This window comes from Nocardia sp. NPDC058244, assembly GCF_042882065.1.
Lineage (GTDB): Bacteria > Actinomycetota > Actinomycetes > Mycobacteriales > Mycobacteriaceae > Nocardia.
This window is the reverse complement of the sequence record NZ_JBHVWX010000002.1, coordinates 481804-497619: the sequence shown is the minus strand read 5'-3', so window position 1 is coordinate 497619 and position 15816 is coordinate 481804. Positions and strand designations below refer to the sequence as shown.

Here is a 15816-nt window from a genome sequence, read left to right as displayed (position 1 = left end):
CGTCACGCCCCGCCGCGCGGGTGGTCTGTGGTCAACTGGGTGCATGGGCATCAAGGTGTCACTCGAGCACCGGACCGCGTACTCCTTCGACCGTCTCGTCGAGGTGCATCCGCACGAGGTGCGGTTGCGGCCGGCGCCGCATTCGCGGACACCGATCGAGGCGTACTCGCTGCAGGTGTCGCCGGCCGCGCACTACGTGAACTGGCAACAGGACGCGTTCGGTAATTTCGTTGCGCGGCTGGTGTTTCCGGAGCCGACCAAGGAATTGTCGATCACCGTGGGGTTGATCGCCGATCTCGAGGTGGTCAACCCGTTCGACTTCTTCGTCGAGGACTACGCCGAGTACTTCCCGTTCGACTATCCCGCGGCGCTGGCCGCGGACCTGGAGCCGTACCTGCGCCCGGTCGACGAGGCGGAGCCCGGCTCGGGGCCGGGGGAGCTGCTGAAGGACTGGGTGCGGGTGCACCGGGCGCAGGGGCGGATCCGCTCGATCGACTACCTGGTCGAGCTGAACTACGCGCTGCGCAACACCGTCGACTACACAGTGCGGATGGAGCCCGGCGTGCAGTCGCCCGATCACACGCTGCGCACCCGGCTCGGGTCCTGCCGGGACTCGGCCTGGCTGCTCGTCGGCATCCTGCGCGAACTCGGGCTGGCCGCGCGGTTCGTCTCCGGGTATCTGGTGCAGCTGACCTCGGATACGCCGTCGCTGGACGGGCCGTCGGGGCCGAGCGCCGACTTCACCGATCTGCACGCCTGGACCGAGGTGTACCTGCCGGGCGCGGGCTGGATCGGCATGGATCCCACCTCCGGACTGTTCGCCGGCGAAGGCCACATCCCGCTCGCCGCGACCCCGCATCCCGGCGCCGCCGCCCCGATCACCGGCGCGACCGGGATCACCGAGGCCACCCTCGAATTCAGCAATGTGGTGCGCCGGGTGCACGAGGACCCGCGAGTCACCCTGCCCTACACCGATTCCCAGTGGGAGCGGATCACCGCCTCCGGCGCCGCCATCGACAAGCAAATGGCGGCCGCCGACGTCGGCCTGACCATGGGCGGCGAACCCACCTTCGTCTCCATCGACGACCAGATGAGCGCCCAGTGGACCACCGACGCCGACGGCCCGCACAAACGCGAGCGCGCCGTCGACCTGGCCGACCGCCTGCGCTCCCTCTACGCCCCCACCGGCATCGTCCAGTACCGCCAGGGCAAGTGGTACCCCGGAGAACCGTTGCCGCGCTGGGAGATCGCCATCGCCTGGCGCGCCGACGGCGAACCGATCTGGCGCCGCCAGGACCTCCTCGCCGACCCGTGGACCCCGGTCGCCCAGCGCGTGCTGTCGGCCCAACCGGCGATCGCCGAGGTTCCCGTCGCGCCGGTCGAGTCAGCGGACCCGGCGGAGCCCGTCGAGATGGCCGAATCTGCCGACTTGGTCGCGCCCGTCGACTCGGCTGGGTCTGCCGAGGCCGCCGAGCAGGCCGCGCCTGCCGACCTGCTCGAGTCCGCTGATCTGGCCGAGGCTGGAGGTGTGGCAGCGCCCGGTTCGGAGGTCGAGACCGCAGGGCTTGCCGGGCTGGGGGAGCGACCCGCCCTCGCCGACTCGACCGCGGCCGCCGAGTTGATCGGTGCTGATGTGGCTGAGGTCGCTGACGCGACCGAGTCCGGGATCTCGGCGGAGGTCGCGGAAGAGGCCGAGGTCGGGAACCACGCGGGGTCCGTGGAAACGGCGGAGGCCGTTGAGCTGGTCGAGGTCGGGAAGCCGGCCAAGGGGAAGAAGCAGACCGACAAGCAGCCGAAAGAGAAGAAGAAGGGGAAGCGGGCGCGGAAGAAGGCGGGGGTGAGGGCCGCTGATACGCAGCCGTTGAATGCGGCGGGGGTGCTGGTGGATCGGCAGCCCGCGGCCGATATCGATGCGGCGCGGCATCTGGTGGCCCGGATCGCGGACACGCTCGGACTGCCCGCCGGGCAGGTGCGGCCCGCCTTCGAGGACCCGCTGGCCCGGCTGGCGGCGACGGTGTCCGCGCCGTACGGTGATCCGCCGCCCGCCGATATCGACCCTGAGGAAGACTCGCCCGAGGTGCGGCAGCGGCTGGTGGAGAGCCTGGATCAGGCGGTGAACGAGCCCGCGGCCTTCGTGCTGCCGATTCATCGCCGGGCCGACGGCGCGGGCTGGGCGAGTGCCGACTGGCAGCTGCGACGGGGTCGCGACGAGGACGGGCCGGGACGCATCGTGCTCGCCGAGGGTGACTCGCCCGCGGGCCTGCGGCTGCCGATCGGTTCGGTGTCGTGGCTGTCGCCGCCGGTGCTGCCCGAGGCCGACCCGCTGTACCAGCGGCCGCTTGATCCGGAGCGGGACGAACCGCCCGCTCAGGTGGAGCCCGCGCATTTCACGCCGACGACCGCGCTCGTCGCCGAGGTGCGCGAGGGCCGGTTGCACGTGTTCCTGCCGCCGGTCGGCGAGCTGGCCGACTTCCTCGATCTGATCGCCCGGGTGGAATCCGCCGCCGTCGCGATCGGGCAGCCGGTGGTGCTGGAGGGCTACGCCCCGCCGAACGATCCACTGCTGCAAACGTTCTCGATCACCCCCGATCCCGGTGTGATCGAGGTGAACATCATGCCGACCAGTTCCTTCGCCGAACAGGCCGAGGTGCTGAACACCCTCTACGAACAGGCCAGGCTGGCCCGGCTGAGCACCGAGTCGTTCGACGTGGACGGCACCCACGGCGGCACCGGCGGCGGCAACCACATCACCCTGGGCGGGGTGACGCCCGCGCGCTCGCCGCTGCTGCGCAGGCCCGACCTGCTGGTGTCGATGCTGACCTACTGGCAGCGGCATCCGGCGCTGTCGTACCTGTTCGCGGGCCGTTTCGTCGGGCCGACCTCGCAGGCCCCGCGCGCCGACGAGGGCCGCGAGGACTCGCTCTACGAACTCGAGATCGCCTTCGCCGAGATCGCCCGGCTCACCGCCGAACAGGCGCTCGGCGACGCCACTCCGGCCGAGATCCAATCCGCCCCTTGGCATATCGACCGCGCCCTGCGGCACCTGCTGACCGACCTCACCGGCAACACCCACCGCGCCGAGTTCTGCATCGACAAGCTCTACAGCCCCGATTCGGCGCGCGGCAGGCTCGGTCTGCTGGAACTGCGCGGTTTCGAGATGCCGCCGCACTTCCAGATGGCGATGGTGCAGTCGCTGCTGGTGCGCGGCCTGGTCGCGATGTTCTGGGACCAGCCGTACCGGGCGCCGCTGCTGCGGCACGGCGCCAACCTGCACGGCCGCTACCTGCTGCCGCACTTCCTGATGAGCGATATCGCCGAGGTCGCGGCCGATCTGCGCGCGCACGGCATCGACTTCGACACCAGCTGGCTCGACCCGTTCACCGAGTTCCGTTTCCCGCGGATCGGGACCGCGGTGATCGGCGATGTCGAACTGGAGTTGCGCGGCGCGATCGAGCCGTGGCTGACCCTCGGCGAGCAGACCACCGGGCAGGGCACGGCCCGCTATGTCGATTCCTCGGTGGAACGGTTGCAGGTGCGGGTGGTCGGCGCCGATCGCGGCCGGTACGTGGTGACCTGCAACGGCATGCCGGTGCCGCTGCTGACCACCGACAAGGCCGACGTGCAGGTCGCCGGCGTGCGCTATCGCGCCTGGCAGCCGCCGAACTCGCTGCACCCGTCCATCACCGTGGACGCGCCACTGGTGTTCGACCTGGTCGACGCGGCGACCGGGCTCTCGCACGGCGGCTGCACCTATCACGTCGTGCACCCCGGCGGTCGCGCCTTCGACGACGCCCCCGTGAACGCGGTGGCGGCCCAGTCCCGGCGCAACCGCCGCTTCGAAGCGGCGGGACACACCGTGAATCCGATGGAGCCGGCCGAACTCCGTGCGAAGATCGCGGCGCAGTCGACCGATGTCGGTGCACCGGGCATCCTGGATCTACGTCGCGCGCGAACCGTGTGGGGCGCGACCGGCGGCCGGTAGGCAACAACAGGAAGCGAGGTCGGCTCGGTGACACAGCGCGACGAGGCGCTACGGGACGGGAACCGGACGGCACCGGGCGCACGCGCGCAGGTCGCCGAGCAGTTCGCGCGGTACCGGGCCGAGAGCAAGGCGGGATCGCGCTTCGACGAGTGCGGTCGGCCCACCCATGCCTATTACGACGAACTGGTGGACGGTCGCGGGCGGGTGCGGTCGATGTGGTCGGAGCTCTCGTCCGACTTCGTCGACCAGGGCACCGGCGGGCTCGGCCGGATCGATCTCCGGGTGCGCAGGCAGATCGAGGACGACGGCGTCACCTACACCGAGGTCGGCCTCGGTGACGACACGGCGACGCCTATGCCGTGGCGGCTCGATCCCATCCCGCTGCTGGTCTCGGCCGACGACTGGACCTGGCTGGAGAACGGTCTGGTGCAGCGCTCGCTGGTGCTCGACGAGGTGCTCACCGATGTGTACGGCCCACGCAGGCTGCTGAGTTCGGGGCTGCTGCCGCCGGAGATCGTCTTCGGCAACACCGGGTATGTGCGGGCGGCGCACGGCATCACGATCCCCGGCACGCACCAGCTGTTCCTGCACGCCTGCGACATCAGCCGCTGGAGTGACGGGCAGTTCCGGGTGCTGGCCGACTGGGCGCAGGCGCCCTCGGGCGCCGGGTACGCGCTGGCCGATCGGCGCGTGGTCGCCTCGGCCATCCCCGAGGCGTTCGAGCACGCGGGCCCGCGCCCGCTCACCCCGTTCGCGCGGGCCATGCGGTTGATGCTCGAGGAAGCCGCGCCCGAACTGGCCGACGGCGAGGAGCCGGTGGTCGTGGTGCTGAGCCCCGGTTCGCACTCCGAGACCGCGTTCGACCAGGCCTACCTCGCGCAGACGCTGGGCTTCCCGCTGGTCGAGAGCGCCGACCTGGTGGTGCGCGACGGCGCGCTGTGGATGCGCTCGCTGGGCAGCCTGGAACGGGTCGACGTGGTGCTGCGCCGCGTCGACGCGGAGTTCTCCGATCCGCTGGACCTGCGGCCGGATTCGCGCCTCGGCGTGGTCGGGTTGGTCGAGGTGTTGCGCAGGGGCGCGGTGACGGTGGTCAACACACTCGGCTCCGGGCTGCTGGAATCGCCCGCGCTGAGCGCGTTCCTGCCCCGGATCGCCCGCTCCGTCCTCGGCACCGACCTGCTGCTCGACGGCACGCCCGCCTACTGGGGCGGCGACGACACCGAGCGCGCGCATCTCATCGCCCATGTCGGTGACCTGGTGATCCGGTCGGCGGTCGACGGGTCGACCATCTTCGGGCCCAGCCTGGCCGCCGCCGAGCGCGCCGAGCTCGCCGCCCGGATCGAGGCCGAGCGGTGGAAGTGGGTCGGTCAGGAACCCGCGGAGTTCTCGGTCGCGCCCGCCGTCGAAGGCGAGGCGGGATTGAAGCCGGCACCGGTCGGGATGCGGTTGTTCTCGCTGGCCCGCCGTGGCGGCTACACCGCGATGTCGGGTGGGCTCGGCCAGCAGCGGATGCGGCTGGAGCCGACCCGCAGCATGATCAAGGTGGCGGCCAAGGACGTCTGGGTGCGCGCCGCACCCGCGACCGCGCCCGCCGTCGGCGCCGAGACACCGCACGAGGAGCGGCTGCGTCGCGCCGTGCCCGTCGTCGAGGCGGTCAGCTCGCCCCGTGTGCTCAACGACCTGTTCTGGATGGGCCGCTACAGCGAGCGCGCCGAATCGGTCGTCCGCCTGCTCGCCGCGACCCACGACGTCTACCAGGACTACCGCTACCGGCCCTGGCTGGACGGCGCCGAGGCGCTGCCGATCCTGATGCGCGCGCTGTCGGTGACCACCGGCACCAACGCGCCGGAATCCGTGCTGCCCAATGGAACCGGGCCCGTCGGCGCGCTCGTCCGGGTGTCACCCCCGGCGGACGCGGGCGCTGACGGATCCACCGCGCCGGATTCCGCGGTGCGGGCGGCATCCACCGCCGCTACGACCGGCTCGGCCGACGGTGCCGCCACGGCCCAGGACACCGACCGATCCGCCGAGCCGGGGACCGCCTCTCGGGCCCCGGCCGCTGACGGCGCTGCGCCGCCGCCGGAAACCGGGAAGCGGCGCCCGGCCACGGACGACACCGGCGCTCCGGACCCGGTCGATGCGGAGGCCACGGAACCGGAATCCGGCGACCCGGAAGCCCCGTGGGAGCGGGCGGGGACGAGCGCGCTCGCCCGCGCCTTGCGCACCACCGGTACGGCCGCCGAGCGGACGGCGGAGCAGTCAGGGGACACCGAACCCGCCGTGCCACGCACGCGACAGAAGCAGGGGCAGTTCACGACCCGGCCGATGGACGCCGCTGGCGGCGGTGCCGCGGGACGACGGACCGTCGCGGGCGCGTCCGCCGACGGCTTCGCGTTCCTGTCCGCGCTCACCGGCGACCGGAACCTGCCGGGGTCGCTGTCCTACGCGGTCGACCACTACGGATCGGCCGCTCGCGCCGTGCGTGACCAGCTCTCCGCCGACACCTGGATGGTCATCGGCGCCGTCGACCGCGCGCTGGCCGAATTCCGCGCCGCCAGTACCGAAAAGGAGACCGCGCTCTCCTCGGTGCACGCGCTCGCGCTGGCCGCGCTGCTGTCGCTGTCGGGGATCGGCGCGGAATCGATGGTGCGCGACACCGGCTGGTACGTCATGGATATCGGCAAGCGGATCGAACGCGGACTCGCGCTGACCTCGCTGCTCAATGCCGCACTGGCGCAGGCGAGGTCGCCGGAGGTGGAGCGGGTGGTCACCGACTCGGTGCTCGTCACCACCGAGTCGGCGGTGAGTTACCGCCGACGCCACCGTGGTTCGGCGCATGTCGCCGCGCTGGCCGGACTGCTGCTGTTCGACGCGGGCAACCCGCGCTCGCTGGTGTACCAGCTCGACCGGCTGGAGGCCGACTTCCAGGCGCTGCCCGGTGGTGCGGGCGCGTCGCGTTCGCAGCGGCTGCTCGCCGACGCCCAGCGCATGCTGCGCCGCGTCGACCCGGCCGACCTCGAACAGACCGACGCCGAGGGTGTGCGGACCGAGCTGGTGGAACTGCTGGAGGGGGTGCACTTGCGGCTGCGCAAGCTGTCGGAGTCGTTCGAGACCACCAAACTCGCTGTGCCGGTGGGTATCCAGCCGCTGTGGGGCAATACCAGGATGGTCGGATGAGCAGGCGCTACCGGGTGGTGCACCGAACCACCTACAGCTATTCCGACGAGGTCACCAGTTCCTACGGCCGGGCCTATCTGACCCCGCGCGAATTCGCCGGTCAGCGGCAGCTCGAGCACGAGATCCACATCGACCCGGTGCCGTCGGACCGTTCGGTCGGCACCGATGTCTACGGGAACACGACCACGTATTTCCATGTGACATCGGAACATCGGACGCTCGAGGTCACCGGCGAATCGCTCGTCGACGTAGACGGTGAGCACCCGTCGACGACGCCGGGCGCCGACGTGCCGTGGGAGGCGGCCCGGCCGAGCACGGCCACCGGACCGCTCGCGGTCGAGTTCACCCTCGATCTGCTGCCGCCCGAGATCACCCCGGAGGTCGCCGAGTACGCCGCGCAGAGTTTTCCGCCGGGCAGGCCGCTGCTCGAGGCCGTGACCGAGCTGAACACCAGGATCCACCAGGACTTCCGGTACCGCTCCGGCTCGACCACGGTGAGTACCAGCGTCGCCGACGTCTTCGTCGCGCGCGAGGGGGTCTGCCAGGACTTCGCCCGGATCGGCGCGGCCTGCCTGCGGTCGCGTGGCCTGGCCGCCCGCTACGTCTCGGGCTATCTCGCGACCGACCCGCCGCCGGGCAAGGAACGCATGGTCGGGGTGGACGCCACCCACGCGTGGGCGGCCGTCTGGCTGCCCGGGACCGACGAGACCGACCGCACCGGCCGCTGGATCGCCTTCGACCCCACCAACGACCAGTTCGCCGACGAGCGCTACGTGACCGTGGCGTGGGGGCGTGACTACCAGGATGTTCCGCCACTGCGTGGCATCATCTACACCGACGCCAAACAGTCCACGATCACGGTCTCGGTCGATGTTGCCCCGGTGGAGGTGTAGTCCCTTGCGTGATTTCGTCTGCCCGAACTGTGGGCAGCAGCTGGCCTTCGAGAACTCGGTCTGCCTGTCGTGCTCGAGCCCGCTCGGCTTCAGCCTGCGGGAGCGCGCGCTGGTGGTGATCGGCGATCCGCCCGGTGACGCGGCGATCGATCACGCGGGCGGCGTCGTCGACGGCGACCGGTTCCGGCTGTGCGACAACCTGCATGTGGCGCAGTGCAACTGGCTGGTCTCCACGACCGACCGCAGCGCGGGGCCGATGCTGTGCGCGTCGTGCGCGCTCACCAGGACCAGGCCCAACGACGCCGACGCCGACGGCTTGGCGGCGTTCGCCGAGGCCGAGGCGGCCAAGCGCCGCCTGATCTTCGAACTGGTCGAACTGGGTCTGCCGATCGTCGGCCGCGACGCCGATCCCACCCACGGCCTGGCCTTCGACCTGCTCTCCAGCCGCACCGACGGCGTGCTGACCGGGCACATCGACGGGGTCGTCACCCTCGATCTGGCCGAGGCGAACGACCCGCACCGCGAACAGCTGCGGATCGAGATGGCCGAGCCGTACCGCACCCTGCTCGGCCATTTCCGGCACGAGATCGGGCACTACTACTTCACCGTGCTGGTCGCCGACGACGAAGCGCTGCACCGATTCCGGGACCTGTTCGGCGACCCGTACGCCGACTACCAGGACGCGCTGAATCGGCACTACTCGCACGGCGCCCCGCCCGGCTGGGAGAGCGACTACGTCTCCTCCTACGCGACCATGCACGCCGCGGAGGACTGGGCCGAGACCTTCGCGCACTATCTGCACATCCGCGACACCCTCGACACCGCCGCCGCCTTCGGCTTCGCCCCGGCCGGCGCCACCCTCGATCGTCCGCAGGTCGGGCGGGCCGGTTTCGACAAGATCATCGAACTGTGGCTGCCGCTGGCCTGGTCGCTGAACATGGTCAACCGGTCGATGGGACACGACGACCTCTATCCGTTCGTGCTGCCCGATCATGTCCTGGAGAAGATGCGCTTCGTCCACGAGCTGTGTGAGCGCAGTGACTCCGCCGCGTCCCAGGTCGTCGCCTAGCGTTAGGCGATTTGCCCGTTTTCGCTGCGATCCGGGTCACAGCTGACTACCCTCTCGGTTTGAGACTAGCGAGTCTCAAACTCGGTGCTCGATGAGGATGGCTATGAACTCACCGCTGATATCCGTCGGATTGCCGCTGGCCCTGGCCGTGGTCATGTTCGGCCTCGGCCTGTCGCTCACCACCGCCGACTTCACCCGGATCGCGAAGAGCCCGCGGGTGGTCGCCATCGCCCTGGCCTGTCAGCTGATCGCGCTGCCGGTCATCGCGTTCGGCCTGGTGCTGCTCTTCGATCTGGAGCCGATCCTCGCGGTCGGCATGATGCTGCTCGCCGCGTCGCCGGGCGGGACGACGGCGAACCTGTTCAGCCATCTGTTTCGCGGTGACGTCGCGCTCAACGTGTCGCTGACCGCGGTCAACTCCGTCATCGCCGTCGCCACCGTCCCGCTGGTGACCAACTTCGCGATCGACTACTTCGACCCGGCGGGCAGCGGCGACTCGGTCGGCCTGCAATTCGGCAAGGTGGTCCAGGTGTTCGCCATCGTGCTCGTCCCGGTGGGCATCGGCATGCTGGTGCGCCGCTGGGCGCCCGCGTTCGCCGAGCGGATGGACCGCCCGGTGCGGATCGGCTCGGCCGTCATCCTGTTGCTGGTGATCGTCGGTTCGCTGACCGCCGAATCCGAGGACTTCTCCGCCCACTTCCCGAAGATCGGCGCGATCACCGTGCTGTTCTGCGTGATCAGCCTGACCATCGGGTTCTTCGTGCCACGACTGCTCGGCGCGACGGGCCGCCAGTCCATCGCCTGCTCGATGGAGGTCGGCGTGCACAACAGCACGATCGCCATCACCATCGCGCTCAGCGTCCTGGACAGCACCGAGATGGCGGTGCCCGCCGCGATCTACGGCATCCTGATGTTCCCGACCGCCGCCGTCTTCGGGTTCCTCATCACCCGCCGCCGGACCAGGACCGCGGTGGCCGCGGCCGAGTGAGGCTCAGGCGTGCGCCGCGTAGATGTGGCGGGCGAGTTCGTCACGGAGGGCGCCGAATTCCGGGTGCGCGCGGATATCGGCGAAGTCGGGGCCGACGTCGTCCTTGAAGGTGGGTGTCACGTCGTGGACCACGCGGCCGGGGCCCGCGCCCATCACCAGGACGCGGGTGCCGAGCAGCACGGCCTCCTCGATGCCGTGGGTGACGAACAGGACGGTCTTGCGGCGGTCGCGCCAGAGGGTGCGCAGCTCGCGTTGCAGACGTTCCCTGGTGAGCGCGTCGAGGGCGCCGAACGGTTCGTCCATCAGCACGATGCCCGGATCGTTCACCAGCACCCGGGCGATCTGGGCGCGCTGCTGCTGACCACCGGACAGCTCGTAGGGCTTGCGCTCGGCGAGCTGGTCCAGGCCGACCAGCTCGAGCAGTCGGTCGGCTTGCGCGCGGCGCGTCTTCCTGTCCACGCCACGGACTTTCGGGCCGAACTCGACATTGCCGCGCACCGACAGCCAGGGGTACAGCGTGGCCTGCTGGAACACCACCCCGCGATCGGGGTCGGGGCCGTCGACCACCCGGCCGCCGACCCTGACCTCGCCCCCACTGGGCGGGAGGAAGCCGGCCAGGATGTTCAGCAGCGTCGATTTGCCGCAGCCGGACGGGCCGACGACACAGACGAATTCGCCGGGCTCGATGGTGAGGTCAGTGGGCGCGAGCACCTCGACGTCACCCTCGGGACCGGGGTAGCGCTTGCTCACCCCGGTCAGCGTCACCCGTTCGGCGGTCACGAGGACGCGCCCGCCGCGGCCGTCGCCGAGATGCCGTCGCGGTACTGCTGCTCGCTGCCGACCGCGGCGATGCCGCCCTGGCTCAGCAGGAATCGCGCGGTGCCGGTGAGATCGTCGGCGAAGCCGCCGCCCAGGTAGCGCGGTCCGGCCTGCTCGGCGGCGGGCAGGTACTGATAGCCCGCCAGCTGGGGGACGACCTGGTCGGGCGCGATACCCAGCTGCGCGCCGAGGGAGACTGCGGCTTCGGCGGGCTGGGTCCGCAGCTGGCCCACCGCGTAGTCCTGCACCTTCGCCCAGGTCTTGGCGAAGGCGGCGTTGTCGGCCAGGAATTTGCGGCTCGCGAGCGCCACGTCGTAGGTCGGCGCGCCCGCGGCGGCGGTCTCGGCGCTGCTGGTGAGCACGGTGCCGCCCGCCGCCGTCAGCTTGGACAGGGTCGGGTCCCACACCCAGGCCGCGTCGATCTGATTGCCCTGCCACGCACCGGGAATCGCGTCGGGTTGCAGGTTGATCAGCTCCACCTGGCCGGTGAGTCCGGCCTTGTCGAGCGCGGCGAGCAGGCTGTAGTGGGAGGTGCTGCCGAACGGCGTCGCCACCTTCTTGCCGCGCAGCCCGGCCGGCGCCGTGATCGACTTGTCCTTCACCACCAGCGATTCCGACGTGCCGATCACATCGTGGATCCACACCACCTGCACCGGCAGGTTCAGCGGCGCCGACAGCGCCTTCGTCGCCGGGCTGGAGCCCAGCGTGCCGATGTCGAGGCTGCCCGCGCCGAAGGCCTGCACCACGTCGGCGCCGGAGGCGAACTGGCTCCAGGTGATCTTCGCGTTCGGCAGGCACGCCTGCAGCAGATTCCGGTCCTTCACCAGCAGATCGGCATTGGGGATCGCCTGGAACCCGAGGCGAACAGTGCTGGTGACGCCGGTGTCGGCGGCGAACGGGCAGCTCGCCGCGGCCGATCCCGTGTCAGCGCGACCGGATTCCACGCAGCCCGCGGTGACGGCGACGACAGCGGACAGCGCGACCGAGGTCGCGACGACCCCGCGCAGTGCGGATTTCATACTTTGCCTTTCCAGGGGACGGCCTTGGTGCCGATGAAGACGATCGCCGCGTCGAGCAGCATGGCCGCCACGCCGATCACGATGATGCAGGCGATGGTGAGCGGCGTATTCAGTTGCGTGCCCGCGATATACGCGAGTCCGCCGATGCCGGGGATGCCGTTGTTGAGTTCGGCGGCGACGACCGTCGTCCAGGCGAACGCGGTCGCGATGCGGATGCCGCTGATGACCGTGGGCAGCGTCGCGGGCAGCACGACGAGCGCGATCACCTGGGCGCGGCCGGCGCCGAGTGAGCGCGCGGCGTTCAGGTAGTCCCGCTTGACGCCGAGCACGCCGTCGAGGGTGGCGATGACGATCGGCGGGAACGCGGCCAGGAACAGCAGCCAGATCTTGGAGGTGTCACCGATGCCGAACCACACGATCAGCAGACCGATGTAGCCCAGCGGCGGCAGCGCGCGCAGGAAGTTCAGCACCGGTTCGGCCACCCAGCGCACCGGCGCGACCATCCCCATCACGAACCCCACCAGCGGGCCGACCAGAATCGCCGCACCGACCCCGACCGCGATCCGCTGCAGACTCGCCAGCAGATGCTCCCAGAGGAAATACCCCTGCTCCCCGATGACGACCCGATCCACCCCGTCGGCGATCCGATGCCGGGTATTGGCCCGCACGAACGCGTCCCACACCGCCCGCGGCGACGGCAGATACAGCGGATCAACCAGCCCCGCCGCCGTCACCACGGTCCACCCCGTCAGCACGAGGCCGACCGCGACCACCGCGGCCAGTGCTCGCCGCCCCCGCCGCGGACGCGATCCGGCCGCCGGCGCGATGGCGGGCCCGACAGCCCGCTCCTCCGTCGCCTCCGCCACTTCGGTCACGCCGACTCCTCCCACCAGGGTGTCGGCGGTGGATTCGGCGACACATGCGGGGTCTGACGCTATCGGCGCAGGTAGCGGCTCCGGGAGGGTAAAAGTCGAGCTGAGCCGAAGTCAGGGCGGTCGCCTGGCCCGGCGCTCAGTCGGTTTCCTTCGGATGGCCGGGCATGCAGCGCTCGAGCAGTACCCGACCTGCCGTGCGGCTGCCCTTGGGCGCGTGGTCGACGAAGTACCAGAGCCGCCCGCCGTCGGTGAACTTGTACTGGAACCGCTCGAACGTGCGGCCCTGGTATCGGCCGTAGCGGAGGTCGGCCTTGAGCGGGTAGAGCCGGGCCGAGACGGTTTCGGGCTCGCGGGTGAGCTGGTCCCAGGCATCGACGATGGCGTTGCGCGCCGCTGCCAGGCAGTCGGTCCAGCCCTTCTGTGCCTGGCTGGTGATGAAGACGATCTCGAACTCGGCCCGTTTCAGCGGCCGCGGTACCTCCGAGCGGCGGCTCACTCCCCGGCCCCTGGAGCAGGTACTGCCTCAGGGTCGTCCAGGTAGTGCAGGTCCGAACCGTCGACGCTGAGCGCCGGGTCGGCGTACGCGCGCGCCGTTTCCTTCCACGATTCGAGAGTGGTGCCGAGCCGGTCCACCCGGCCGACCGAGATCCCACCGCGCGCGATGGCGAGGAATTCGCCGACGAACTCGATCCGGGCCGACTCGGGTAGCAGCTCCAGCCAGGGGAAGACGACAGCCAGGCGCGCCACCATGCGTTCCAGCACCTCGTCGTCCATGGCGACAGTCAGCAACTGCATCAGGACGCCGAGCGCGTCGGACGCCGCCGCCTCGGCATCGGCACTCGACAGCCGGACCGGCGGAGCCGAGCGGCGAACGAGGATCACGTCCCCGTTCGCCTCCATCTCCTCGATGATCCGGTTCGGGTCACGCAGGAACTCGGACCAGGTGGCTGTCGCGCTCATGCGACCAGATTATCAGAACTAGTTCAGATAACCCCGTGATCAGGCGCGGAGGCGTTCGCGGCGGAGGCGGTCGACCTCGGGGAGGTCGAGGGGGGTGAGGTCGGTGGGGGAGATGCCGAGGGCTCGGGCGATGAGGAGGTCGGCGAGTTCGGGGTTGCGGGCCAGGGCGGGGCCGTGCAGGTAGGTGCCGATGACCGAACCCTGGACGACGCCTTCGGTGCCGTCGCCGACGCCGTTGCCGACACCGCGGGTGACCTTGGCGAGCGGGGCGGCGTCGGGGCCGAGGAGGGTGCCGCCGCGATGGTTCTCGAAGCCGGTCAGCGGCGCGGACAGGCCGTCGAGGACGGGGGTGGTGGTCACCTCGCCGATGGCGCGGGTTTCCTGCGGGGAGGTGGTGACGTCGAACAGGCTGACGCCGTCGACCTTCTCGCCCGCCGAGGTCTCGTACCAGTTGCCGAGCACCTGGATCGCGGCGCAGATCGCGAGCACCGGGGCGCCCTTGGCGGCGGCCTGCTGGAGGCCGGGGTACTGCCGCAGGTGCCGGGTGGCCAGGCGCTGCGCCGAGTCCTCGGCGCCGCCGAGGGTGTAGATGTCGAACGAGTCCGGCACCGGGTCGGCCAGGGTGATGTCGATGATCTCGGCGTCGTAGCCGCGCATGCGCAGTCGCTGGCGCAGCACCAGCGCGTTGCCGCCGTCGCCGTAGGTGCCCATCACGTCGGGCAGGACGAGGCCGATGCGAATGGTCGACTCACTCATGCGCGCGCCTCCAGGTCACGGTTCAGATCGCGGAACGCGGTGTAGTTGGCCAGCACCTCGACGTGCCCGGCCGGGCAGGAGGCGATGGCGCGCAGCGGGTCGGGGATCAGGGTGTGCTCGACGCCCGCGTAGGTCAGGCGCACGGCCAGGTCGGTGGCGCGCTCGCCGGCGGCCACCACCTGCACGCCTTCGAAGTGCTCGAACCGCACGTCCCAGAGCCAGGACAGATCCTCACCGTCGGGCACCTGCCCGTTCACCGCGATCACCAGACCGGCCGAGGTCGGCTCGATCATCGACAGCGCCTCCTGCCAGCCCGCCGGGTTCTTGGCCAGCAGCAGCCGCGCGTCGTGCTCGCCGACGGTGACGGTGCGGTAGCGGCCCGCGATCTCGCGCACGGTGCCGGTCGCGTCGGTCGCCTTGGCGGGCTCGGCGCCCATCGCGACCGCCGCGGCGACGGCCTGCGCCGCGTTGCCGCGGTTCGCGCGGCCGGGCAGCGCCAGGTGCAGCGGAGCGCGGAAACCGTCGGGGCCGCACAGGTCGTCGCCCTCGAGCCACCAATCCGGTTGCGGACGATGGAAATCGGCGCCGGTCGAGCGCCAGTTCTCGCCCTCCCAGACGATCGGCTCGCCGCTGCGCGGACAACTCGTCGCGTCGACGGCCCAGCCGCTGCCCGCCGATACCCACACCACGTTGGGGTGGTCGTAGGCGATGGAGGCCACCAGCACGTCGTCGCAGTTGGCGATGACGACGGTGCCGGGATGCCGGGCCAGTCCGGCGCGCAGCTTGCGCTCGATCATGTTGATCTCGCCGACCCGGTCGAGCTGGTCGCGGCTCAGGTTCAGCAGCACGACGGCGGCCGGGTCGAGCGCGTCGCTGACGTGCGGCAGATGCAGCTCGTCGACCTCGATCGCGGCCAGCGGCACCCCCTGGTGCACGCTCAGCGCGGCGACGATGCCCGCGTCCATGTTGGCGCCGTCGGCCTGGGTGGCGACCTGGCCGAGGGTGCCGAGCGCGGCGGTGGTCATCCTGGTGGTGGTCGACTTGCCGTTGGTGCCGGTGATCAGCACCGTCCGCCTGCCGCGACCGAGCTGCGTCATGATCGTCGGATCGATCTTCAGCGCGATCAGGCCGCCGATCATCGAACCCTTGCCGCGACCCGCCTTCTGCGAAGCCCACGACGCTGCCGCCGCCGCTCGCAAAGCCAGGCGCCCACGCACCGAGATGTCTGCCACGCCGCGAGTCTATGTGCGCGCGGTCGCGGGCCGCGTGCGGGAGCGG

12 protein-coding genes are annotated in these 15816 nt (G+C 70.9%); 5 read left to right on the top strand and 7 right to left on the bottom strand.

From position 1 onward, the window contains the following. The first annotated feature begins 43 nt into the window (after window positions 1-43). From ACFVW6_RS08535 to ACFVW6_RS08515, 5 genes are all read left to right on the top strand, one after another. Window positions 44-3982: a DUF2126 domain-containing protein gene (locus tag ACFVW6_RS08535; protein ID WP_378824908.1), complete on the top strand. Its 3939-nt coding sequence runs from the start codon at window positions 44-46 to the stop codon at window positions 3980-3982. Between the two features lie 27 nt (window positions 3983-4009). Further along, window positions 4010-7159, top strand: a complete 3150-nt coding sequence (locus ACFVW6_RS08530; protein ID WP_378824910.1) for a circularly permuted type 2 ATP-grasp protein — start codon at window positions 4010-4012, stop codon at window positions 7157-7159. Further along, window positions 7156-8052, top strand: coding sequence for a transglutaminase family protein (locus ACFVW6_RS08525; protein ID WP_355280986.1), 897 nt, complete (start codon window positions 7156-7158; stop codon window positions 8050-8052). Before ACFVW6_RS08530 ends, ACFVW6_RS08525 begins: the two co-directional genes overlap by 4 nt. 4 nt (window positions 8053-8056) lie before the next feature. After that, window positions 8057-9121 carry a putative zinc-binding metallopeptidase gene (locus ACFVW6_RS08520; protein WP_357345946.1) on the top strand — a complete coding sequence of 355 codons (1065 nt, stop codon included), beginning with the start codon at window positions 8057-8059 and terminating at the stop codon, window positions 9119-9121. Between the two features lie 103 nt (window positions 9122-9224). Then, window positions 9225-10109 carry a bile acid:sodium symporter family protein gene (locus ACFVW6_RS08515; protein ID WP_378824912.1) on the top strand — a complete coding sequence of 295 codons (885 nt, stop codon included), beginning with the start codon at window positions 9225-9227 and terminating at the stop codon, window positions 10107-10109. 3 nt (window positions 10110-10112) lie between these two features. Here the strand turns inward: ACFVW6_RS08515 and ACFVW6_RS08510 are convergent, their stop codons facing one another. The 7 genes from ACFVW6_RS08510 to ACFVW6_RS08480 form a co-directional block, all read right to left on the bottom strand. Beyond that, window positions 10113-10889 (bottom strand): ABC transporter ATP-binding protein, encoded by a 777-nt coding sequence (locus tag ACFVW6_RS08510; RefSeq protein ID WP_378824914.1) that lies wholly within the window; start codon window positions 10887-10889, stop codon window positions 10113-10115. Continuing rightward, on the bottom strand, window positions 10886-11947 hold the full coding sequence (locus ACFVW6_RS08505) for an ABC transporter substrate-binding protein (RefSeq protein ID WP_378824917.1): 1062 nt from the start codon (window positions 11945-11947) through the stop codon (window positions 10886-10888). Before ACFVW6_RS08505 ends, ACFVW6_RS08510 begins: the two co-directional genes overlap by 4 nt. After that, a complete protein-coding gene (locus ACFVW6_RS08500; protein WP_378825694.1) occupies window positions 11944-12813 on the bottom strand; it encodes an ABC transporter permease in 870 nt (289 codons plus the stop codon). The genes ACFVW6_RS08505 and ACFVW6_RS08500 overlap by 4 nt, the downstream gene beginning before the upstream one ends. A gap of 145 nt (window positions 12814-12958) precedes the next feature. Then, window positions 12959-13318 carry a hypothetical protein gene (locus ACFVW6_RS08495; RefSeq protein WP_355280979.1) on the bottom strand — a complete coding sequence of 120 codons (360 nt, stop codon included), beginning with the start codon at window positions 13316-13318 and terminating at the stop codon, window positions 12959-12961. Beyond that, on the bottom strand, window positions 13315-13782 hold the full coding sequence (locus tag ACFVW6_RS08490; protein WP_378824920.1) for a hypothetical protein: 468 nt from the start codon (window positions 13780-13782) through the stop codon (window positions 13315-13317). The genes ACFVW6_RS08495 and ACFVW6_RS08490 overlap by 4 nt, the downstream gene beginning before the upstream one ends. Before the next feature lie 39 nt (window positions 13783-13821). Beyond that, the gene (locus ACFVW6_RS08485) at window positions 13822-14538 is read right to left on the bottom strand and encodes a type 1 glutamine amidotransferase (RefSeq protein ID WP_378824922.1); all 717 of its coding nucleotides are present in this window, start codon (window positions 14536-14538) and stop codon (window positions 13822-13824) included. Next, window positions 14535-15770: a MurT ligase domain-containing protein gene (locus ACFVW6_RS08480; protein ID WP_357345957.1), complete on the bottom strand. Its 1236-nt coding sequence runs from the start codon at window positions 15768-15770 to the stop codon at window positions 14535-14537. Before ACFVW6_RS08480 ends, ACFVW6_RS08485 begins: the two co-directional genes overlap by 4 nt. Between the last annotated feature and the right edge of the window lie 46 nt (window positions 15771-15816).

Excerpts from the sequence above, each read along its gene's own strand:
- ACFVW6_RS08535 (WP_378824908.1), top strand. The coding sequence starts at position 44 with ATGGGCATCAAGGTGTCACTCGAGCACCGGACCGCGTACTCCTTCGAC.
- ACFVW6_RS08525 (WP_355280986.1), top strand. The coding sequence starts at position 7,156 with ATGAGCAGGCGCTACCGGGTGGTGCACCGAACCACCTACAGCTATTCC.
- ACFVW6_RS08515 (WP_378824912.1), top strand. The coding sequence starts at position 9,225 with ATGAACTCACCGCTGATATCCGTCGGATTGCCGCTGGCCCTGGCCGTG.
- ACFVW6_RS08505 (WP_378824917.1), bottom strand. The coding sequence starts at position 11,947 with ATGAAATCCGCACTGCGCGGGGTCGTCGCGACCTCGGTCGCGCTGTCC.
- ACFVW6_RS08490 (WP_378824920.1), bottom strand. The coding sequence starts at position 13,782 with ATGAGCGCGACAGCCACCTGGTCCGAGTTCCTGCGTGACCCGAACCGG.
- ACFVW6_RS08485 (WP_378824922.1), bottom strand. The coding sequence starts at position 14,538 with ATGAGTGAGTCGACCATTCGCATCGGCCTCGTCCTGCCCGACGTGATG.